This is a genomic window from Noviherbaspirillum album (assembly GCF_035916955.1).
Taxonomy (GTDB): domain Bacteria; phylum Pseudomonadota; class Gammaproteobacteria; order Burkholderiales; family Burkholderiaceae_D; genus Noviherbaspirillum; species Noviherbaspirillum album.
This window is the reverse complement of record NZ_JAWIIV010000001.1, coordinates 25,480-46,965: the sequence shown is the minus strand read 5'-3', so window position 1 is coordinate 46,965 and position 21,486 is coordinate 25,480. Positions and strand designations below refer to the sequence as shown.

The following is a 21,486-nucleotide window of genomic DNA, read 5'->3' as shown; positions in this document are numbered from 1 at the left end:
CGGGTGGGGGCGAAAGAGGCTTGCCATGGGAATCTATGGCAGCATTCAAAGGCGGGAACGAGAGCAGCGAGCCATTATAAAAGATGGCCTATGCTGCTCTCGAGAGGCTTTCGGAGGGCTCAGGCGGTTACTTGCAGCCGGCAGGTTACTGAGTTTCTTGAGCAGACTCAGTTTCGGGTTTCGGGATGCGCGAGATCAGAAGCCGGTCAATCCTCTGGCGATCCATGTCCACGACTTCAAACCGGTACTCTTCCCAGTTGAAGTGTTCCGATGCATCCGGGATATGACCCAGCTGAGTCAGGACGAAACCCGCGAGCGTGTGATATGCCCCATTGGCTTCTTCCGGAAAACGCACGTCCGACTCCATGATTTCGCGGAACCTGTCGAGCGACACGCCGCCATCGATGAGCCATGAACCATCCTCGCGCTGCACGGCATCGGATTCCTGCTGGTCGTTGTCGACGACCGCGACATCGCCCACCAGCGCGCCCATGACGTCGCTCAGCGTGACCATGCCGCCGATCTCGCCGTATTCGTCGACGATGAATGCCAGTTCCGTACGGTGCTGCTTCAAGGTTTCAAGCAGGTGCATCGCACTCACGGATTCCGGAACATAGAGGGGCGACTTGACGGCCTGCGCTAGGTCGATGCTGGAGATGGACTTGCCGCGTATGGCTTGCTCGAACAAATCGCCGGCATGGATGATGCCGATTACATCGGAACGGTCGCCGCGGCACACGGGAAAGCGGCTGAACGGGCTGTCCGCGATCTTGGCCAGGTTCTCTTCCATCGTGTCGTTGAGATCGATGAATTCCAGGTCCGTGCGCGGCGTCATCAGCGCGCCGAGGCGCTGGTCGTCAAGGCGGAGGGCTCGCGTAACGATGTCGTGCTCGGTCTTTTCGAAGAGGCCGGCATGCGTGCCTTCCTTGAGCATCCCCGTGATTTCCTCTTCTGTCACCGTAGCCTCCTCGTGCTTGTGCAATCCAAGCAGGCGCATGATGGCTTCGGTAGCGACCGAAAGAATTTTCACGAAAGGCGAGACCACCTTCGACAGCCACTGCATCGGCGAGGCAATGATCGTGGCGACGGCTTCCGGGTATTGCATGGCGATGCGTTTCGGAACGAGTTCGCCGAGCACGATCGAGGCAAAGGTGATGCCGATGACCACGATGGCAAGCGCAATTTCGCGCGCATACTCGGCCACCGACGGGATCGCAGCGATTTGCGGCGTCAGGCGCTCGACAAGGGATGCTTCACCGTACGCACCGTTGAAAATGCCGATGAGCGTAATGCCGACCTGAACTGTCGAAAGGAAGCGGCTGGGGCTGTCGGCGAGTTGCAGGGCGGCGCGGGCTCCGCGGCTGCCATTTTCGGAAAGTTTTTCCAGCCGGATGCGTTTGGAAGAAACTACGGCTAATTCAGACATGGCGAAAACGCCATTGAGAAGAATAAGACCAAGGATAATCAATATATCCACTGAGGCAGGACTACGCGGTTGTCCCGCTGATCCCGGTTGTTGAGGAACCGGTATTGTACACGCGCCAAATTCAGTATCGATAGCGTTGCGGATGAGAAACAGGATGTAGCTGGGCTGGACCCAGCGATTCGACGCAATTCATAGCGCTCCTCCGCGCTTTTGTCGCCGATCATCTTGTTTTCCTATTGTTCTTCCTGTTGTTGGCAGCGATACAGCGACATTATGCTAGTATACGAATCGCCTACGAAACATATATTTCACGTCAAAATGGGAATCCTGAAAATCTCTGAGCAGATGCATGAAAACCTGCGTACCACCAGTGCCGCGCTCAGTCGCTCCATTAATGCTCAAGCCGAACACTGGCTTCGGGTCGGCATGCTGGCCGAACTCAATCCAAAATTAAGCTATGGCGAGATCTGCCAACTGCTGATTAGCGCGCATCAGTCTGAAGAGCTTGATCCGGCAGTCGTCCGGCATGCCGCCGAGCAGGAGGCAGCGTAATGACCAGGAATCAGGTTCCCCTTCGTTCCGACGCCGAGATCGAAATGGCGCGCCGCGCAGGAGCACTCGCGGCGGACGTGCTCAGGATGATCACGGAGCATGTCAGGCCCGGCATCACCACCGGCGAACTCGACAGGATCTGCCACGATTACATCGTCGACGAGCTGAAGGCCATTCCGGCCAACGTGGGCTACAACGGTTTTCCCAAGACCATCTGCACCTCGGTCAATCATGTCATCTGTCACGGTATCCCCTCGGACAAGCAACTGAAGGATGGCGACATCATCAATATCGACGTCGCGGTCATCAAGGACGGCTGGTTCGGAGATACCAGCCGCATGTATTTTGTCGGCGAACCGGGGATCCTCGCGAGGCGGTTGGTGCGCACGACCTACGAGGCAATGCGTGCCGGCATCCTCGCGGTGCGCCCCGGCGCAACGCTGGGTGATGTCGGCCATGCCATCCAGACCGTCGCGCACCGCGAGGGTTTCAGCGTCGTGCGCGAATATTGCGGGCACGGCATCGGAACCATTTATCACGACACCCCGCAGGTGCTGCACTTTGGCCAGCCCCGTACCGGCCTGGTGCTGGAGCCCGGCATGATCTTCACGATCGAGCCGATGCTCAACGCCGGCAAGCCGGCGACGAAGGAACTGGCCGATGGCTGGACAGTGGTGACGAAGGATCGCTCCCTGTCCGCGCAGTGGGAACACATGGTGGCAGTGTCAGAAAGCGGCTTCGAGGTCCTGACGGCCTGGCCCGATGGATACGGAGACTATCCAGCCATCGATGCCGAAGCGCCGCTTTCGGCCGCCCTGACCTGAACCCGCCCGGCGTTGGCAGTATCCGATTGTAACGAGGTGAAGATGCGCACCGGCGGCTTGCCGGCATGCCTTCATTCCTTCGCCATCATTCCCCAAGTCATTCCATGACTTGGGATTGGTATAAGAAATTCTACGGAGCGCCGGCTACCACTTCAAACTGTCTGGTGCCCGTCATGTCAGTCCACTTTCCCTTGACGGTCAAGCCGTCGATCGTCAGCGCCAGCCTGCCGGTGGGTGTCAAATCCTCGCCGGCCGTTTCGGTCAACTCGATCGTCTTGCCCCGGCGCCGACCGCTGACTTCCAGTTTCTTACGCTGCCGGTTATAGAAGTACGAGCCGTACACGGCCTCGCCATCGTCGTTGGAGAGAATCATGGTGATCGGGTTCGCACCGATCTTTCCCCGCAAGACTTGACCGAAAACCCCGGCCGGCTTGCCTTCACCTTCGCCGAGAAATAGTGCACGGCCATAGGGCGTCAGATGTTCCGTGATGTCGGCATAAGGGATCTTGACCGTTACCTGGTCCACGTCGTCCAGCGCGCGCATCGCATGGTTGCTGCAGCGGGAGGTCGTTACCAGCAAGGCATCCTTGACAGGATTGATGCGATGCCAGCGCATTGCTTCGCCAGTAACTGGCATCCTGGCTTGCGACAGGCACTCCGTATTCAGCTCGATCCTTGCCCGCAGATCATCAATCACATCCTTGGCTGCCTTCCTGTGCCGTTGTTCTCGCAGCTCGGACCGGTTGATCCTGATCTGTTCAGAATACGCCGCGGTCTTCTGCCTGCGCAGCAGCCGCAAGACTTCGCGTTGACCCGGGCTCGTCAAAACGTCAGCCGCCGTGATGCGTCGGCCTGTCCTCGCATCGAAGACAAATACGAGTTGGTGGTTTTCACAGTAAGCGCCGCAGGTTTCCGTATTGAATTCAACGGTGAATATCCGGTCATTGCGGGTGACTGAAAACTCTTGAGCTGTCGTTCCCACCAATATCCCGACATCGAATGTCTTGCTGGCCTTGAGCGGCGCAAGCGTGCCGAACAAATCGATGTACAGGGCATCATTGATATTGGCCGCCGCCGGGTCGGTCGGGGGATGCAGGAGCGGCATGTTGATTTCAGGCGTGAAACCTGTATCGCGAGCATGGACATCCTTGCCGGAGATTTCCACCGATTCCACTTTCAGCTGGGCTGCGGCGGGCAGCGATAATGCCCATGCGAAGGCAAGAAGCAAATTTTTCTTCTTCATGTTTTTATTTGCATGTTTCCGCATCGGCGGGAAACAGGAATATGCGTTCCATTTACGCGTTCGGCCGACATTCCATCTTCGGGCTTAACGATTGCAATAGTTGAGCTGGCTGGAACAAGCGATTAACGACCGACCCATTTACGAATAACTTCCCGGTATTTCATGAAGGCGGCTTCGTTCCCAAGTTCGCTGCGCCATTGGTAAATGGGAATGATCTCGGATGCGCCCAATGCCCTCGACGCAATTTCCACACTTTGAGAAATGAAATGGCGCTTGCTCTCCATACCTGTAAAGTGCACCAGAAACGGCGTGTCCCTGGCAACGGGATGCGCCTTCGCCAACCGGAGAAAATCGTAAAACTGCCCATCGTTGAAATGAACGCTGCAAGCGATCAAGTCATATGGCTGTTCGAAATGATCAATTGCATCAGCAAGAGTCAAGACCGCGTCATATTCGAACTCGGGCGCGGGATAGGCTTCGCCAAGCACGGCTAATGCATCAGGAATGGTGGCTGTCAATATCCGTATAGGCTGCACGATGAAACCTGCTTTACCAGATTGAGCTTGGCAAGATTGTAGTGGAATCCTGCCCCGAGATCCTATCGCATTCAAATCAGAATTTCTGGAATGCGCTTGCCAAGAAAGCAAACAAGAGCGGTCAGGCAATGAATCCTGGGGAGTATCGACCTTGAGGTAGATCTTTTGAGAGGGATGGCAGCGGAGTTGGCTGTCCGCGGTGAATAAAGCAATGCCGCTTCCACGCGCAAACCCTTCTTACGGCGGCCTGCGCGCCAGCAATACCGCGTTCGTTCCGCCGAAGGCAAAGGAGTTGGACATGACGGTACCTATTGAAGAGCATTCCCTGGCAACGTTCGGCACATAGTCGAGGTCGCACTCGGGGTCCGGATCTTTCAGGTGCGCGGTAGGCGGTATCGTCCTGGCCTGCAACGCCAGCACGGCGATGGCGAACTCCAGCGCGCCTGCCGCTCCGAGCAAATGCCCGTGCATCGACTTGGTGGAACTGACGGGGATGCGTGCCGCATGCGGTCCGAACACTTCCTTGATCGCGGCGGTTTCAACGGCATCGTTGGCAAGGGTGCCGGTGCCATGCGCATTGATATAGTCGATCGACGCCGCATCGGTCCCTGCAGACTGCAGTGCAAGCTGCATTGCCAGGGCCTGACCCTTGACGCTAGGATGCGTCAGGTGGGCCACGTCCGTCGTCAATCCGTATCCGATGATTTCCGCCATGATGCTTGCGCCCCGCGCCTGCGCGGCTTCCCATTCCTCGAGCACCAGAATGGCTGCGCCTTCGCCCAGCACCATGCCGCTCCTGTTCCTGGAAAAGGGCTTGCAGGAAGCGGCCGGGTCCTGCGGGTCTTCCGTGGCGACTGTCCGCATGGCTTCCCAGGCCTTCATCGGGCCCAGCCACAGCGACGCCTCGCTGCCGCCGGCGAACATGATGTCGACCGCTCCGGAGCGGATGCGCTGAGCCGCCTCGCCGATGGCGACCGTGGACGATGAACAGGCGGTGGTGAACGTCAGGTTGGGTCCGGTAAGACCGTATTCCAGGCCTATCCAGGAAGCGGCCGCGTTGTTCATCGCCAGAAGCACGCTGAACGGCTTGATGCGGTCGGATTGTTCTCCATAGAGCGTCCGGTAGCCTTCGTCCGCCGTGTGCGCGCCTCCCATGCCGGTGCCGAGAAAGACTCCGGTGCGGGCAGGATCTAAATCATCGCGGGACAGTCCGGCTTGTGCGGCCGCCTGATGGCTTGCGGCCAGCGCGAACTGGGTGACTCGGTCCATCATGCGAAGTTTCGGACCGTCCGCCACGGAGGCCGGGTCGAAGTTTGCCGGTGCCGCGATCCGATTGGTCAAACGCTTGTAGTCATCCGATTCCAGCCGCCGGATGCCGGAGCGTCCCGCCGCGAGACTGTCCATCAGCTCGCCGGGCGAGTTTCCCAGCGGGGAAACGACGCCGATGCCGGTGACAGCGACACGTTTCATGTGCGAGCCTGGCTCGCCGCCGCACCAGCAGCAGCACCCGTTGCGGGAGGCGGCGTCATGACGTTCTGCACGTATGCGACGACATCCCCGATGGTGACCAGTTCGACCTGCTCGGCCGGGAAGCGTACGCCGAACTCGTCCTCGATCTTGAAGACCAGCTCCATCACCCCTAGGGAATCGACGCCCAGTTCATCGAGCCTCGCTTCCGGCACCAGTTTTTCCGGGTCCAGCTTGTAGTCCTTCACCAGGATTTCGGTCAGGCGCTCGACGATGTTCATGTTTTCTCTCCGGCTATTCACTCTGGTTTATTTAACTTACAGATCCGGCTCGAAAATTGAACCATTTTTCTTGCCGGACCAATAGTTGCATTGCATCCCGCTCTTATTGACATCCAACAATCCGGTTATTTCCAACGCGCGGACCGGAACGGACTTTGCCGCTCCAGCGTGCAAACCGGCCCAGAAGCCCGGGATGGCGCTGCAGCAAGGGAAGCACGGAGCCGCAGATGTCAGGATGCATCGCTGCATGGGCAAACACCGCGGCCAGGCGGATGCGGCCGGCAAAGTGACGCCGCCATGCACGCGCATACTCGGTCCGCATCCCGGACTGCCATCGCGGATCGGAAGCATTCTCGCGGTGCGGCCCGAGCATGTTTGCCAGCAGGACCGCCGACTGGATTGCCATGCTGATACCTTCACCGATGATAGGGTGGGTCTCGCCAGCCGCATTTCCCACCAGGAATGCGTGCTGCGGCTGCCGTCCGATGCGAATGCCGGGACGGATCGGTCCGGTCGCGATCCATTTTCTTTCCTGCGCGGCTCCCGCCAGCATGTCGCGCACCGCGCCGCAGTGGCCGGTGACCCAGCGCCCGGCGGCCTCGTTGGGACCGCAGCCGGGGTATCGAAGCCGGGCCTGTTCGAGCGTCGCGCGGCGCATGCAGAATGCCAGTGTGACGGCGTCATGATCGGTGACCACCATGCCGCCATACCCGCCCGGAAAAGAAAGCACCGGGAGAACGCCCGGGTCCAGGTTCGCACCAGCGAAGTCGGCCTTGAATGCGAGCAGGTCGGACGGGGAGTGATGCCGCTGAGGCTTGCCGGCGCCATACTGCAGCGGCTGCCACGAACCATGCGCGTCGATCAGCACCGGTGCGGTCAGTACCCGCGTCTCGGCATTGCGCAAGGCGCGGACATGGCAGTGGAACTCACCGGCGTCGCCTTCCACCGTGCAAGCCGTCCAGGGCTGGAAGACATGCGTGCCGCACTGCCGCGCCCGCTCCAGCAGCAGCGCGTCGAGATGCTCGCGCCTCAGGGCCGCGCCCCAGGGATGCGCGGCATCGGCATACGGAGGCAGCGATGCCCGAATCGTGCGGTCGCCGCATACGAAGGCCACCTGGCGCAGCGGAGGGCTGGCCAGCGTCTGAAACCGGTCGCCGATGCCGAGTGCCTCGAGCAGGGGAAGATTGCTTGCAGCGATGCATCCGCCGCATACCTTCTCCCTCGGGAAGTTTTCCTTGTCGACAAGGGCGACCCGCCAACCCGCATCGGCCAGCAGGATGGCTGAAGTCGTGCCGGCCGGCCCGGCACCGATGATGATGGCATCGAAGGCGGTTTCCATTGACATCAGCGCGCGCGCCGCGCAACGAAAAGATGGCTGAACAATCCGGCATGCCGCTCGTTCAACTCCCACCCCGATGCGACGGATGGCCACAGCTCCGACAGCTCGCCGCCGTCGAAACCCGCCTTGACGCTGAGTACCGCATCGGTGCGGGTCACTTCATTTGCGCCAAGCAGGCCGACCATCCGGCTTGCCAGCAGGGGCAGGCGAGCCCGCCTCGGTTCGCATGCAACAAGCATGTCGGCACGCCTGCTGACGGCATCGAACAGCCGGCTGATTCGCACGCTGTCGAAATGATGAATGAACAGGTTGGCCAGGGCGATATCGAATCGCTGATGTCCGGCGTGAGCGATCCAGTCATCGATGTCGACTTGCAAAGTCTCGACGGTCCATCCCAGTCCGGCGAAGCCCTCGCGCGTTTCCCGGGAGACGAGATCCTTGCAGTCGAGGAGCACGACATGCACCTGCGGCCAGCGCGAAGACAGGCGGCGCGCGAGGCGAAGCATCAACTCGCCGTCGCCCGCGCCGAATTCGATCATGCGCCTGGGAGCGGCATGTGCGCCTGCCAATGCGCGGGCCAGGATGCCGGCGCTTCCCATGACCCGGTTGATCCGCCGGAGGTCGCGGCGCGAGCGGACCGCCCGCGGATCATCCGCCTCGAGTTCGTCCAGTATCTCGGCTTCCAGCAATCTCGGCAAAGCAGGTTTCATCAGCATGGCCGGCGCACCACTAGGCAACCTTGAGCAGCGCGCCGTGGCAGCTCAGTCCGGCGCCGAAGGACGACAGCCACCATGCACCGGGTTCGCAATGATCGCGCAGGGCCTCCTTCATCACGAAATAGACCGATGCGCTGCTCAGGTTGCCATAGTCGCGAAGGACCGCCGCGCTGTAGCGCAGATCATGCCGGGCCAGGCCCATCTGCTTTTCAAGCGCATGCAGCACGTCCCGTCCGCCGGGGTGCATGATCCAGGTGCCGATGTCGCTGCGGCGCATGTCCACGCGGCGCAGCGCGGTGTCGAGAACCTGTTCCGCGTAGTGCGCGGCCAGGCTCGGCACCTGGCGGGTCAGGATATTGCGCAGCAGGCCGTCCCGTTCTTCGAACTTCAGGGCATCGCGCTCCGCGGTGGCGATGAGCGACTCCGCATGCATCCATTCGATTTGCCGCAGATGCTCCTGAGGCCGCCGGGAAAGGACCATGGCGCCCGCGCCGTCGCCGAACAGGCAGGCGCTGATCAGTACGCCCGGGTCCTCGTCGAGATACATCGCGGCGCTGCAGACCTCCACGCAGACGGACAGCACATGATTGCATTGGCCCGCCGCCAGCAACGAATTGGACAACCGCATATTCGGCAGCGCCGCGGCGCAGCCCTGGCCGACCAGATCGAAGGCTTGCACGTCGGGGCGCAAACCCAGCGCTTCGATGACATAGCCGCTGAGTCCGGGGCAAAGATAACCGGTGCAGGTGCTGACCACGACCGCATCGATGCTGGAGGGCCGCAGGCCGGAACGTTCCAGTGCGCCCATCCCCGCTTGCCGGGCCAGCTGCGGAGCATTGGAAAGGAAGCGTGCATGCAGGGCGTTCGGTTCGATATCGAACACTTCGTCGAGCGAGTCAAGCGCAAGGTGGCGGGTTTCGATGCCGTTGTCGCGCAGAAGCACCGCCTGGGCGACGGCATGCGCGCGCGGTCCCAAACGGTTGAACCATTCGGATCGCTGAAATGCGTCCCAGCATTCGATCTTCGAGTAACGATGTTCCGGTACGGCCGTTTCTATTCCGTTGATAAACATTTTTATATTTGAGTATCAAGCATGATTGTGCTCCAGAGGGAAATTCCGGTACCGTCCATATCCGCAGGTAATAGCATCCATACGCTGCCCGGCATGCCGCTGGCGCCGTTGAAAAACCGTCTTGATCGAAAATCAGGAAACCTGCATGCCGCCGATTGCAGACTTCGCATGGACGATCGTCTGCCGCAATGTTTCGTTTATTTATGCTGCGATGAAAATCGGACAACCGCGCCACGAGTTGGTTCGAATTGCCTTGCGACCAGGCCTTTTACATAACTGAAGAAATCTGCCCGTCCGCCTAAGACTGCTCCAGCGGATTCAACGGAATCGGCTGACTTGGCTGAGTTGGCTAACTCTGCGGAATGGAACAGGTCAGTCCGGTCCCCTGCAGGCCGCAATACCCTCCGGGGTTCTTCGCCAAGTATTGCTGGTGATCGTCCTCGGCATAATAGAAGGGTGGAGCGGGATAGACGAGTTGCGTCGTGATTTGTCCCAGGCCCGCATGGGAAAGCTGCGCCTGGAAGCGCGTCATGCTCGCTTCAGCCGCCGCGTATTGACCGCCCTCGGTGCAGTAGATTGCGGACCGGTACTGCGTGCCCATGTCATTGCCTTGCCGCATGCCCTGTGTCGGATCATGGTTTTCCCAGAAAATCTTCAATAGTCTGTCGAACGGGCAAACCGCCGGGTCATACACGACAAGCGCCACTTCGGCATGTCCGGTCTCGCCGGAACAAACTTCCCGATACGTCGGGTTAGGGGTGAATCCGCCGGCATATCCGACTGCCGTCGTGTGTACGCCTGGCTCCGCCCAGAAGAGCCGTTCGACTCCCCAGAAGCAACCCATGCCGAAGTACGCCGACAACAGGCCTTCGGGAAATCTACCGGCCAATTCACGACCATGGACAAAGTGGGCATTGTGCAACGGGAGCGGTGCGGCGCGTCCCGGCAAGGCATTCTGCGCTTGCGGCATGCGCTGCTTGAATGCCCCGATGCCTGATAGCAGTTTCTTGAACATAGCTGTCCTTGATTCGGAATTGCGTTGAACGCTGTTAAGTTTCATGTCTTCGCCGGCAGGCTGCGGCAGCATGTCGACGGCATCGGGAACGATGCTGCCCGGGCTGTCAGCAAGATAGAGTTGCGGCCGCGCCGGGCCGGGTCCTGCTTTTATTGAAGCCCCGATCACCCGCGACATTCATGCATCCCGTCCGGGCATCAGTCTCTCCGCAGGCTTGTTCATCACCACGCGCCGTCTGTCCGAGGCACTATAGCAGCGCCAGAATTCTTCCATGTAAGGCAAGGCGATCAGGAGGCCGGCGCCTGCAATGACTCCCGCAAGGTAAGACGGCGGAAGCGGGTTCTCCTTCATCCGGAGCTGAAAATCGGCTTGGCCGTTCATCGAAACCAGCGCGACGAATTGTTCCCAATGCAGAAAGACAAGCAGCACAAGCATCATCAGCGGAAGCAGTTCCTGGAAGCTGTGAATGACTTGCTCGCCGGGAAGGATGGTTCGCTTGTCGACCGCATACCGCAGGTCCCACAGAACGGTCGCTTCATGCGCAAGAAATCCGATAAGCATAATGCCCAGGACCAGTGCATTGATTTCAAGGAACAGGCCCATCAGCAAGGGTATGCCGATTTCGCTGAGCATCAGGAGATGCAGCAGCGATTCCTTGACGCCGGAGGTCTCGCTGATTTTCGTGATGCGATGGAATAGCCAGTCACCGAAGCCGACGATGATCCACAAGGGAATGAAAAAATAAAGGATGGAGTTGACCATCAAGTTCGGCAACGTCATTAGGCCTCCGCTGATACTGAACACTGCGACGAGCAAAATTTGGAGACTAATTGAACTGACAAGTTCTCTGCAGACAGTACTTCATGACAATTCGCCAGAGCTGACCGGGATGGAAACCGGCATTTATTGATTCGGCCCGAAAAATGGTTCATTTTTCGGGGCGCTGATCTCACCCTCAACCTCTGGGAGAGGGTCGGGGTGAGGGGATCCGGCCCAACATATTTTCGGGCCGGATCTGCAACGACTCATTGGACGATCTCACGATAGGGCGTGGCTGTGCGTGCGTCGCGCAAGGCGTAGGCCCACCAGGCAAGCTGTTTCATCATCCTGGAAAGCGCATTTTCGATGGACTCGGTCGGCACCAGTTTTCCATCCGCACCGATCCGATCCCACACGTTGGCAACGCTGACTCCGTCCCGGACCGTGGCAACGTGCAACTCGGCGAAGACCTGCCGCAACTGTTCCACTGCCCGTATGCCGCCCGAAGTGCCGCCATACGAGACAAACCCGACCACCTTCGCATTCCATTCCTGGTAAGCGGCGTCGATGATCTCTTTCAGCGGCGCCGGATATCCATGGTTGTATTCGGGCGTCACCACGACGAAGGCGTCCGCTTCGCCGATGAGCATTTTGAGGCGCGACAAGCCGTCTTCCCTTGAGCCGGGAGCATTCCAGCCAGGGGCCATTGCCCGGGGATCAATCAACTCGATATCGAACATGGATTGATCCGCCATCTGCCCACGGACCCATTCCACCAGCCGATCACACAGCCGTCCTTCACGCGCGCTGCCATAGATGATTGCCACACGAATCCGTTTATTCATTGCACCTCCTTCTTGGTCGATGTCCTGGAATAATGGGAAGTGTAAAACCTAAAGTAAAGTTGAGGTCAAGGGATGGGTGGCGTTCGAATTGATATGACGGGAGTGTTCGCAGGAAAATGCGTGCGAGGCGCATTGAGAGTTGCGACCGGCCCGAGACCAGGCCGGCACGGGAATTGGATTGATGCCCCAGGTGAATCGCCGGGTTGGCAAGGTGCGGTCGTAGTGATCGCCATGAGGCCTGACTCGGCATACCAATTGGCATGCTGACGGCTCGCGCTGTCCATCGGCTTACATTCACGACGATGGGGAGAATTTCAAGCGTTTGCCGTTCGCCGCAAACCGTTTGGTGTTCTGCTGCAGGTTCCGGTGATCGGCCCTGAATGAGTAGCAAGCATAGGCTCGGCGGCGCTTGACTGGCCGATTGTCTCCATCAGCTCCCATGGCGTGTTAGGGCCCGCGGTTATTGGGTCGGGCTGCACTTTCCCGGTTTAGCCATTTCCAGCTTGGCAACCGCTATTTTTCCTTGCTCTTCCGGGATCTGCTCTAATCCCGCGCCGCCAACAAATACACCCATCTTGATGAATTGCCGAATGAAGTAGTTCTTCCCCGTCTCGAACATTAAATCAAGTGTATTCGGCGAAAACTCGGATTCCGTGTCGACCTTGTGATTTTTCCCGCCCTCTACCTCCGTATAGAAAAATACATCCGGTGCACTCTCTCCAATGCATTTTCCGTCAATCCATACATCCTTCTTGAGAGCCTTGCCAACGAAGCTGTCACGATAGATGTATACGCCGGCATTGCCCTGACTCGGCGGATTAAATTCCTTCGCTTTAGCTGCATCTTCCTTTGAGGCCATCTCTACAGAAGCACATCCGGAAAAGAGAAGCGTGGCGGTGATTGTTAGGACGTAGATGATCTTCATTCAGTTTATACCTGGATTGAGTATTGAAGGTTTGAGTTGATGTATGCCCGCTCTCGGCGGGTCGGTGGATAACAGATGGCAGATCTTCAATAAGCTGATCGGCTTGATTACCTATTGAAAAGGCGACAATAATCCGGAAGGGGCGCCGGTCACGCCAGATCCTAGATCACGGCATGCTGCCATAGAGCAATTGGTAAAGATATACCCAGAACATGGGATGAGCTAGGGTCTCCATCATCCAACCTCGGTGCGCTGTGCTCGAGAGTTCTTCGGCTGCATTGAGCGAGGGTCCAGACCTCCATCGCCCATGGATGAAGTGGAGCGGTCTTAAGAGTCCGGTCGGCGCCGCATTGAAAATGCGGGGCGTGTCCAACGTTGATTTAAGCGGCATGGAGCGTCGGAGCTCAGCGATGCGTTAAACAGCATCATCTCCTGCTTCCTCAATGAATTCACGCGACAAGATTCATCCCGCTATCAGCCACCTGTGCTGCCTATACCCCATGGCAGCCGCAGATTGCGGGCTCAATCTGCGGCTGCGAGGTCGAGAATGTCGGTGAGCTGACGCAGGTTGAGGGGTTTGATGAGGTAGTGGTCGAAGCCGGCTGCGATTGCGTTTTGCCTGTCGTACGTCTGGCCATAGCCGGTCACCGCAATCATCAGCGTTTGCGCGTGCCGTGGCTGCAACCGGATCCGGCGTGCCAGCTCCATGCCGTCCATGCCGGGAAGTCCCACGTCGATCAGAAACGCATCATAGACCGCGCCGCGGGCAGCTTCCAATGCCATGTAAGGATCATGTTCAAGCCAGACCGCATGCCCGAATTCCTTCAGCAGCATACCAAGCGTTTGCGCGGCATCCCGGCCGTCTTCCACCACCATGATGTTCAGGGGCCGCCTCGCAGCGGCGATCGAGACATGCCTCCGCTCCTCGAGTGCCATGCCGGCGCCGATTGCCAGCTTAGGCAGGCTGACGGTAACAGTGGTGCCCGTACCGGAGCCCTCGCTATGCATCGTCACCGTGCCGTCGTGCAGGGTGATCAGGCTGCGTACAAGCGCGAGGCCGATTCCCAGACCGCCCTGCGCACGATCCGACGTACGCTCCGCCTGGGTGAACAGGTCGAAGGCCGACTGGCACATTTCCGGCGTCATGCCGATGCCGTTGTCTGCAATCATGATTTGCACCGTCTCGGGCAGTGTTTCGATGCTGACCTCAATCTCGCCGCCGTCGGGCGTATATTTCGCCGAATTGCCGAGCACGTTCGCAAAGACCTGCACCAGGCGTTTGCGGTCGCCATGCACCAAAGCCGCTTCCGGCGGAGTGTTCACCGCTATCCAGTGGCGACGGCTATCGACGAATGGACGGACCTGTTCAATCGCTTCGGCGATGACCGTCCGGATATCCTGGTTTTCCTTCCGGAGTTCAACCAGCCCCTGCGTCACGCGTGAAACATCAAGCAGGTCATTGATCAGACCGGTCATGTGGCCGACCTGCCGGGCAATGATCTTGCTGCACTGGTGGATTCCCGTGCCATCAAGTCGACCCAGCAACAGCAGGTCTGCGGCTGCCGAAATCGGCGCCAGCGGATTGCGCAGTTCGTGAGCAAGCATCGCCAGGAATTCATCCTTGCGTTTGTCCAGTTCCACTTCTGCGGAAACGTCCCGAATCTCGAGGATTTTCAGGACCGGCACGCCATCGATGATGATCGGGCTGGCGGAGCAGGAAACATGGAAAGGCGAGCCGTTCTTGCGGAAGAACAGGTCGCGGTGATTGCGCACGCTCGCGCTACTCCCCAGGATGCAGCCGATCGGGCACTCATGAATGGGGAAGGGCCGGCCATCCGGGTGATGGTGATGGACCCAGTCATGAACCGGTTTTCCATTCATGTCGTCTGCCGTAAAGCCCGTGACTTCGGTCCACGCGCGATTGGCAAAAAGGCAATGCCCGTTTTCGCTCATGACGACAATGCCTTGAGCCGAGTTTTCGGCGATGGCCAGCGCAATGTCTTTTACATCAGGAAGTTTGGATTCCACGCCGACGCGTCCTTGCAGGGTAAGCGCGCGAAGTGGCGGGAGCAACTCGCTCTAAGCTCGCAAATTAGGGATAGGTGGAATTATGCCTGATCCCGGAAATTCTCTGCAGTACTCCTGCGACAACAAGTAAAAGGCAACAGGCAACTAGCTCGTGGCGATGGATAATGATGGCCGACAGAAGCGAAGGCATCGATGCCGCCTCAACGCCGCAGCGCAGCTTTCCAAGGACGCCGGTCCCAAGATCGGGATGCTGAACGATCAAGCAGCAGGCTGGCGTCCTTGCGCTCCAGGTGGTTTGAATTAAGCGATGATTGCCGCTACAGCTTCAATTTCCAAGGCACAGCCGTAGTGCAGATGCGGAACGGGTACCACTGCACGCGCCGGCTTCGCCTGTCCGCACCAGCGTGCATAGATTTCATTGAAGTCGGGCCATAGTCCGATGTCTGCAATGTAGATTCTGACCTGCACCAGGCTGGAGACCGAAGCGCCTGCCGTATCCAGTATCGCTTCCACGTTGGCAAGCGCTTGGGCTGCCTGTTTGGCAAACGGTTCGGACGCCAGTTTCGTGCCGTCGGGTGCGATGGGAAGCTGGCCTGAAATATAAACCAGGCCGCCGCAAGTTACTGCATGACTGTAGTGTCCCGCAGGCTCCGCCATGCCTCCGGGTATCACGGGGGTGGGCTTACCATCCATGGAATCTCTCCCAGACAGCCGTGGAGCCGTCGTTATTTATTGTTCGGTATTCGGGGAATTGCGCGCCTGTCGCGCATGCATGGTTAGGCAGGATGCGCAGCTGCGTTCCGATCGGGAAAATCCGGGCGATGTCTTGCGCGGCGATCCCGTTCTCCGCTGCCAGGATGCCGTGCTCCTGGTTGGCGCTGGCCAGCATGAAGCCAGGAATGACGGCACCCGAGATGTCGCACACGGCGCCATAACCATAGTCTTTCTTTTGTTTCTGGGTTCCCCTGTCCCGGCTCATGGCCATCCAGCCCGCGTCGACGATCGCCCATCCCTTTTCAGGCTGATGACCAATCACCGTTGTTGCCACCGAGAGTGCGATGTCGTCGATCCCGCACACGCCTACATTCTTCATGACCAGATCGAAGAAGACATACACGCCGGCTCTTACCTCTGTCACCCCTTCGAGAGAACGGGCCGACAGTGCAGTGGGAGTCGAACCGATACTCACTTCGGGGCAATCGTAGCCAGCGCCTCGCAGGCGTTCGGCAGCAAGGACGCACAACCGTCGCTCCTGCTCCGCGATTTCCTGGAGCGCCTCGAGCGTATCGACATCGTACGAGCTGCCGGCGTGCGTCATCACGCCTGCGAGTTCGGCAATGCCGCCCGCAAGTATCTTCCCGATCTCCAGGAGTTCTTCGCTCTGCGGCCGGATACCGGAGCGATGTCCATCGGTATCGACTTCGATCATGGTTCGAAATGTCTTGCCAAGTGGCGTCTTCCTGGCCGAGATCATGCCCGCTGCCGCCGCTGAATCAACGACAACGGTAAGCCTGCATCCCCGGTCGATCAGCGAGGCTGCCTGCTCGATTTTGTTCGGTGCAAGACATACTGCGTAAAGTATGTCGTCGATCCCCGCGGCAAAAAAGTTCTCCGCTTCCTTCAACGTCGATACGGTGATGCCTTGCGCTCCCGCGGCAAGCTGGCGTTGGACGACTTCAAGGCATTTTGAGGTTTTCACATGCGGGCGGAAACGCGGACCGAGCTCGGCGATACGACGCTGCATGCGGTCTATGTTGCAGGACATTTTTTTTTCATCGATCAAAGCCGACGGCGTTGGCAATGCGGAATGGTTGGTCACGACTCTTCCTTTAATCAAGATATTCGACGCGGGTTTTCAATTCGGGGACTTCGGTGGCTATGCCGTGGGAAATCAGATCCGTCACGGCACCAGGCGCAGCCCCTTTGCCGCTCGCCACCTCGACGCCCACCTTTTGCATTTGCGTGGCGAAATCCTGATTGCGCAACGCGTTGGCAAGGCCATCCTGAAGCGTTGTCACGATAGTTGCCGGCGTCCCCTTGGGTACAAACAAGGCATTCCATGAACGGAGATCTATGCCGGCGTAGCCCGACTCCGCCGCCGTCGCAACGCCTGGCAATTGCGGCACGCGCTGGGCGCTTAGTGCTGCGACCGCTTTTATCTTGCCGCCGGCGATTTGAGGAAGCGCGGTTGTGGTCTGATCGCACATGAAGTCAATCTGGCCACCCATCAGATCATTCATGGCTGGGCCGACTCCGCGATATGGCGCATGGATCACATCCGCCTTCAAGGCCGAGAGCAGCATCACGCAACCTGCATGAGAGATGGAGCCGGTGCCCGCGCTTCTGTAAGACATCTTGGCCCGGTTCACGCGCACATAGTCGACGAATTCCTTCAGGTTTGAAACGGGAAGCGAGGAGCGGGCCAGAAGCACCAATGGCGCACTGCCAATCAGTCCAATGGGTACAAAATCCTTTTGAGGATCGTAGGGCAGTTTCTTGTACAGGGCGACATTGGCGACATGCGTGCCGTTGGTGCCGAAACCTAGCGTATATCCATCCGGCGCGGCTTTGACCACCTTGTTCAATCCTATCGTTCCTCCCGCGCCGCCGACGTTCTCAACGATAAACTGCTGCCCGAGGGACTTGGTCATCTGCTGTGCGACCGCACGGGCCAAGGCGTCGCTTGGTCCGCCCGCCGCGAATGGCACGACTATCGTTACGGGCTTGTCCGGATATCGCGCCTGCGCTCCGACCGGCCCGGCCAACAGCAGGCAAGGGAAGGCGATGGCAACAAGTGATTTCAGGGTTGTCGTGCCGTTCATCGTGCTTCTCCTTTGAGCCACGGGATCAACTTGTCCAGCGTCTGCGATTCGAAATCCGCCTCGGGCGCACCCTCCGGCCTATGCAGTCCGACGCGATTGTGCCAATAGGTTCGCAAGCCGACTTTGGAGGTTCCGAAGAGGTCATATGCAGAGCCTGCAACAAACGCTGCTTCGGAGGCTCCGACACCCATGCTGTCGAGCGCCATGCGATAAGGCCGGATGTCAGGCTTGTAGTATCCGGCCTCCTCGGCTGTTACGACGCAGTCCCACTTGACATTCAGGAGTTCGGCGGCAACGCGTCCCAGGCGCGTGGAGCAATTGGTGACGACCGCCAGTTTCGTCTTGCCCGATAGCTGGGAAAGCACTTCGTTGGCGCCGCTCCATACCGGCAAGGTTTCCCATTCCGACTCGAGGCGGTCCGCGGCGTCTGTGCCAAGGCCGGTGTTCTCCGCCGCGCGCCGTACGAGTATCTCGTACGGAATGTAGGCGCCGCATCCATACGTCAGTCGCAGATATTCCGCTCGCCACGTCCTTCCCGATTGCTCCGAACCGGCCGCGGCGTTCCAGGCACTCCACGAGTCCAGCAGGGCGGTAAGTAAATCGAAAAGAACTGCTTTTGGAAATTCAGGGGCTTTATCGCTGTGCGATTTCATTCGACGTTTGCCTTCAGTGGAGGTTGATCGGGGAACAGCAGCGTCCGGGTCTTTTCATGGACCCCACGGACAAAAGTATAGGCAGCGAATCGTCAGTTTGGTTTAAGCTACACGCGAACTATGCTTAAGGAAAATTGAATGATAAGGATTGAGGATCTTGAATTGTTCGAGGCGCTGAACCGGACCGGGTCTTTAACCGCGGCGGCGCGTGCGCTGGACCTCACGCCGAGTGCGCTTTCCATGCGACTGAAGCGTCTTGAAGGCGAACTCAAGGTCAGCCTTGTGGTTCGTAATGCCAGGAATCTGCGATTCACGGCCGAGGGCGAGCACCTGGTGGTTGAAGCGAAAGCAACCCTGGAAAGGCTCAGGGCGCTTCCCGAAGCCTTGGGCTCGGAAGGCAGGGCGCTGGCGGGGCCGCTGAAGATCGTTGCCCCGTTCGGATTCGGGCGCTTGCATATTGCGCCACTGATTGCGGAGTTCTCGATGTCCAACCCGGGACTGCGGATAGGCCTCGAACTTGCTGAAAACCCGTGGGCGCAAAACCAGGATGCGGATGTCGTTATCCACATCGGCAATATTCGCGACACTTCCTGGATCGGTCACAGCATTGCACGCAATGAACGGTGGATCTGCGCAAGTCCGAAGTACCTGAAGACCTACGGCGAACCAAGCAATCCGGCGGAGCTATTGCAGCACCGCTGCCTGTGCCTGCGTGAAAACGATGAAGACGTCACGCTTTGGCATTTCCGGCCCCGGTCCAACGCGAAAGGGCGCGGCGGCAGGCGTGAGGCGATACGCGTGGCCACCAGCCTGACCAGCAATGATGGCGAGGTCATCCGCAACTGGGCGGTGAACGGGTTGGGGGTGATGTTGCGCTCGGAATGGGATGTCGCGCCGCTTGTCCGGAGCGGTACCCTTAAGCGCCTGCTTTCCGATTGGGACTTCGACTCGGCGGACATCGTGGCTCTTACGCCCGCCCGCAAGGGAATTTCCGCGCGCGTTGCCCAGTTCCTCGACTTCATCAAGCTCAGGTTCGCATCGACGAAACCATGGTGAGGCCGGAGAATGCCGCCGGCTAGGCCGGGCGGCATAGCCGGCAATCGATATGACGATGCGCCGCCTGTGTTCCGGATGTCAGGACGATAGGAGCGGCTAGCCCTGCAGGAAGCAGAACCCGCTCACGTCCAGTTTCACGGTACGGCCGTCAACCATCATGTTCCTGCTCATGATGACGGTGCCTACATCGACTGGCGCCACGCTCTTTTCCTTCACGTCCATGTTGAACAGGCACACGATTTCCGAGCCTTCATGCATGCGGGAGAAAGCAAGCACGCCATCCGGCGCATCGAGAAGCGTGATGCCGCCCTGGCTGAATTCCGGCCGTGTCTTGCGCAGCAGGATCATCTGGCGCGCGAAGTTGAGAATGGAATCCTTGTCGGAGTCCTGCCTGTCGACGTTCATTTCGATGTGCACCGGATCTACCGGCAGCCACGGCTCTGCACGGCTGAAGCCTCCATGCGGCGCATCGGTCCATGGCATGGGCGTGCGGCAGCCGTCGCGGCCCTTGAACTTGGGCCAGAAAGTCTTGCCGAACGGGTCCTGCAAGCGTTCGTAGGGCACGTCCGCCTGGGGCAGGCCGAGCTCTTCGCCCTGGTAGAGGCAGATGTCGCCGCGCATCGCGAACAGAAGGGCCAGCGCCTGTTTCGCATTCTGATCCGGGTCGCGGCCGTTGAGCCAGCGGCTCGCCACGCGCGGCTTGTCGTGATTGCTCAATGCATAGCAGGGCGAACCGGGCGGCCTGATGCTTTCTTCCAGCGTGGTGATCACATTGCGCACGTAGGGCGCGCTGCTGTCGGGCTGCATCAGCGCGAAGCTGTAGGCCGAGTGCAGGCGGCCGGGCCTGGTGTACTGGCCCATCAGCTTGAGCGCATCGTGTCCGCCGACTTCGGCCAGGCTGAAGGCGCCGTAGGCATCGAGCAGCTTGCGTATCTTTTCCAGGAAGGCGTCCATCTCGGGACGGGCCTGGTCATAGATATGCAGCTGGAAACCGTAGGGATGCAGCGCCGCGCTGGTATCCTCGCGCGGCGGATTGTTGCGCAGCAGCTGGTCTTGGAAGATATGGTTGCAGGCGTCGAAGCGGAAGCCCGATACGCCCATGTCCAGCCAGAAGTCCATTTCCTTCAGCACCGCGGCCTGCACTTCGGCATTGTGCATGTTGAGGTCGGGCTGGCTGGAAAAGAATGAATGGAAGTAGTACTGGCGCCGCTCAGCATCCCAGCGCCACGCGGAGCCGCCGAATACCGAGACCCAGTTGTTCGGCGGGCTGCCGTCGGGTTTCGGATCGGCCCACAGGTACCAGTCCGACTTGTTGTTTTCCTTGGCACGGCTCTGCTTGAACCAGGCATGCTCTTCCGAGGTGTGCGAAATGACCATGTCGACGATGATGCCGAGGTCCAGCGCCTTTGCCCGCTTCATCAGACTCTTGAAGTCTTCCATCGTGCCGAAGATGGGATCGACCGCGCGATAGTCCGACACGTCATAGCCGAAGTCCTTCATCGGCGATTTGAAGAAGGGACTGATCCAGATGGCGTCGACGCCAAGGCTCTTGATGTAGGAAAGCTTCTGTTCGATGCCGGCCAGGTCGCCGATGCCGTCGTTGTTCGAATCCTGGAAGCTGCGGGGATATACCTGGTAGATGATCATGACTGTCTCATATGCTCATAGGGTCACTGTGCAATCAATGTTGTCGGCTTGATTCCGCAAGGCTGGCCGCACCGTACGGATGCATTGTTATCAATATCGATCACTATTAGTTGACTGCATAAACGTTACTATCCGTTGACTTCCGGAAATACGCAATGTCCTAGATGCAAGATCAGAGCGTTTTGTTCCCCAAGCGCAACCATTCGAGAACAATTTTGCAGCCATGAATGATAAGTTTTGGGCGGCATCGAGTGACCGAGATTTTGTGATCTGACGGTTT

At 59.0% G+C, this 21,486-nt stretch carries 22 protein-coding genes; 4 read left to right on the top strand and 18 right to left on the bottom strand.

Annotated elements, in window-relative coordinates:
* Positions 1 to 145 precede the first annotated feature (145 nt).
* Complete coding sequence (locus RY831_RS00175; protein ID WP_326504315.1) at positions 146 to 1,477, bottom strand: hemolysin family protein; 1,332 nt, start codon at positions 1,475 to 1,477, stop codon at positions 146 to 148.
* Between the two features lie 267 nt (positions 1,478 to 1,744).
* Between RY831_RS00175 and RY831_RS00170 the strand changes: the two genes are divergently transcribed.
* Together RY831_RS00170 and map are read left to right on the top strand one after the other, a co-directional pair.
* Positions 1,745 to 1,978, top strand: coding sequence for a ParD-like family protein (locus tag RY831_RS00170; RefSeq protein WP_326504314.1), 234 nt, complete (start codon positions 1,745 to 1,747; stop codon positions 1,976 to 1,978).
* Positions 1,978 to 2,802, top strand: a complete 825-nt coding sequence (map, locus tag RY831_RS00165) for a type I methionyl aminopeptidase (protein ID WP_326504313.1) — start codon at positions 1,978 to 1,980, stop codon at positions 2,800 to 2,802. The genes RY831_RS00170 and map overlap by 1 nt, the downstream gene beginning before the upstream one ends.
* Before the next feature lie 130 nt (positions 2,803 to 2,932).
* Here the strand turns inward: map and RY831_RS00160 are convergent, their stop codons facing one another.
* The 7 genes from RY831_RS00160 to RY831_RS00130 form a co-directional block, all read right to left on the bottom strand.
* The gene (locus tag RY831_RS00160) at positions 2,933 to 4,045 is read right to left on the bottom strand and encodes a hypothetical protein (RefSeq protein WP_326504312.1); all 1,113 of its coding nucleotides are present in this window, start codon (positions 4,043 to 4,045) and stop codon (positions 2,933 to 2,935) included.
* A gap of 122 nt (positions 4,046 to 4,167) precedes the next feature.
* Positions 4,168 to 4,563 carry a hypothetical protein gene (locus tag RY831_RS00155; protein WP_326504311.1) on the bottom strand — a complete coding sequence of 132 codons (396 nt, stop codon included), beginning with the start codon at positions 4,561 to 4,563 and terminating at the stop codon, positions 4,168 to 4,170.
* 255 nt (positions 4,564 to 4,818) lie between these two features.
* Complete coding sequence (locus tag RY831_RS00150; protein ID WP_326504310.1) at positions 4,819 to 6,051, bottom strand: beta-ketoacyl-[acyl-carrier-protein] synthase family protein; 1,233 nt, start codon at positions 6,049 to 6,051, stop codon at positions 4,819 to 4,821.
* A complete protein-coding gene (locus RY831_RS00145; RefSeq protein ID WP_326504309.1) occupies positions 6,048 to 6,329 on the bottom strand; it encodes an acyl carrier protein in 282 nt (93 codons plus the stop codon). The genes RY831_RS00150 and RY831_RS00145 overlap by 4 nt, the downstream gene beginning before the upstream one ends.
* Positions 6,330 to 6,432: 103 nt before the next feature.
* Positions 6,433 to 7,674 (bottom strand): NAD(P)/FAD-dependent oxidoreductase, encoded by a 1,242-nt coding sequence (locus RY831_RS00140; RefSeq protein WP_326504308.1) that lies wholly within the window; start codon positions 7,672 to 7,674, stop codon positions 6,433 to 6,435.
* Positions 7,674 to 8,384 (bottom strand): methyltransferase domain-containing protein, encoded by a 711-nt coding sequence (locus RY831_RS00135; RefSeq protein WP_326504307.1) that lies wholly within the window; start codon positions 8,382 to 8,384, stop codon positions 7,674 to 7,676. Before RY831_RS00135 ends, RY831_RS00140 begins: the two co-directional genes overlap by 1 nt.
* Before the next feature lie 13 nt (positions 8,385 to 8,397).
* Positions 8,398 to 9,456: a type III polyketide synthase gene (locus RY831_RS00130; protein WP_326504306.1), complete on the bottom strand. Its 1,059-nt coding sequence runs from the start codon at positions 9,454 to 9,456 to the stop codon at positions 8,398 to 8,400.
* A 145-nt stretch (positions 9,457 to 9,601) separates the two neighbouring features.
* Between RY831_RS00130 and RY831_RS00125 the strand changes: the two genes are divergently transcribed.
* Entirely contained in the window at positions 9,602 to 9,736 is a 135-nt protein-coding gene (locus RY831_RS00125; RefSeq protein ID WP_326504305.1) for a hypothetical protein, read from the top strand.
* A 69-nt stretch (positions 9,737 to 9,805) separates the two neighbouring features.
* On the opposite strand, the gene msrA is transcribed toward RY831_RS00125, so the two are convergent.
* From msrA to RY831_RS00080, 9 genes are all read right to left on the bottom strand, one after another.
* Complete coding sequence (msrA, locus tag RY831_RS00120) at positions 9,806 to 10,648, bottom strand: peptide-methionine (S)-S-oxide reductase MsrA (RefSeq protein WP_326504304.1); 843 nt, start codon at positions 10,646 to 10,648, stop codon at positions 9,806 to 9,808.
* The gene (locus tag RY831_RS00115; RefSeq protein ID WP_326504303.1) at positions 10,649 to 11,251 is read right to left on the bottom strand and encodes a diguanylate cyclase; all 603 of its coding nucleotides are present in this window, start codon (positions 11,249 to 11,251) and stop codon (positions 10,649 to 10,651) included.
* Between the two features lie 245 nt (positions 11,252 to 11,496).
* A complete protein-coding gene (locus RY831_RS00110) occupies positions 11,497 to 12,075 on the bottom strand; it encodes an NADPH-dependent FMN reductase (RefSeq protein WP_326504302.1) in 579 nt (192 codons plus the stop codon).
* 460 nt (positions 12,076 to 12,535) lie between these two features.
* A complete protein-coding gene (locus RY831_RS00105) occupies positions 12,536 to 13,000 on the bottom strand; it encodes a DUF2846 domain-containing protein (protein ID WP_326504301.1) in 465 nt (154 codons plus the stop codon).
* 522 nt (positions 13,001 to 13,522) lie between these two features.
* Complete coding sequence (locus RY831_RS00100) at positions 13,523 to 15,028, bottom strand: hybrid sensor histidine kinase/response regulator (RefSeq protein ID WP_326504300.1); 1,506 nt, start codon at positions 15,026 to 15,028, stop codon at positions 13,523 to 13,525.
* 300 nt (positions 15,029 to 15,328) lie between these two features.
* A complete protein-coding gene (locus RY831_RS00095; protein ID WP_326504299.1) occupies positions 15,329 to 15,721 on the bottom strand; it encodes a RidA family protein in 393 nt (130 codons plus the stop codon).
* Entirely contained in the window at positions 15,711 to 16,847 is a 1,137-nt protein-coding gene (locus RY831_RS00090; protein ID WP_326504298.1) for a DSD1 family PLP-dependent enzyme, read from the bottom strand. The genes RY831_RS00095 and RY831_RS00090 overlap by 11 nt, the downstream gene beginning before the upstream one ends.
* Before the next feature lie 10 nt (positions 16,848 to 16,857).
* On the bottom strand, positions 16,858 to 17,850 hold the full coding sequence (locus RY831_RS00085) for a Bug family tripartite tricarboxylate transporter substrate binding protein (protein ID WP_326504297.1): 993 nt from the start codon (positions 17,848 to 17,850) through the stop codon (positions 16,858 to 16,860).
* Positions 17,847 to 18,503, bottom strand: coding sequence for an HAD family hydrolase (locus RY831_RS00080; protein ID WP_326504296.1), 657 nt, complete (start codon positions 18,501 to 18,503; stop codon positions 17,847 to 17,849). The genes RY831_RS00085 and RY831_RS00080 overlap by 4 nt, the downstream gene beginning before the upstream one ends.
* A 138-nt stretch (positions 18,504 to 18,641) precedes the next feature.
* Here RY831_RS00080 and RY831_RS00075 point away from each other — a divergent pair, with 138 nt between their 5' ends.
* Positions 18,642 to 19,559 (top strand): LysR family transcriptional regulator, encoded by a 918-nt coding sequence (locus tag RY831_RS00075; RefSeq protein ID WP_326504295.1) that lies wholly within the window; start codon positions 18,642 to 18,644, stop codon positions 19,557 to 19,559.
* 96 nt (positions 19,560 to 19,655) lie between these two features.
* Here RY831_RS00075 and RY831_RS00070 read toward each other — a convergent pair whose 3' ends face one another.
* Positions 19,656 to 21,206 (bottom strand): alpha-amylase family glycosyl hydrolase, encoded by a 1,551-nt coding sequence (locus tag RY831_RS00070; protein ID WP_326504294.1) that lies wholly within the window; start codon positions 21,204 to 21,206, stop codon positions 19,656 to 19,658.
* Positions 21,207 to 21,486 lie beyond the last annotated feature (280 nt).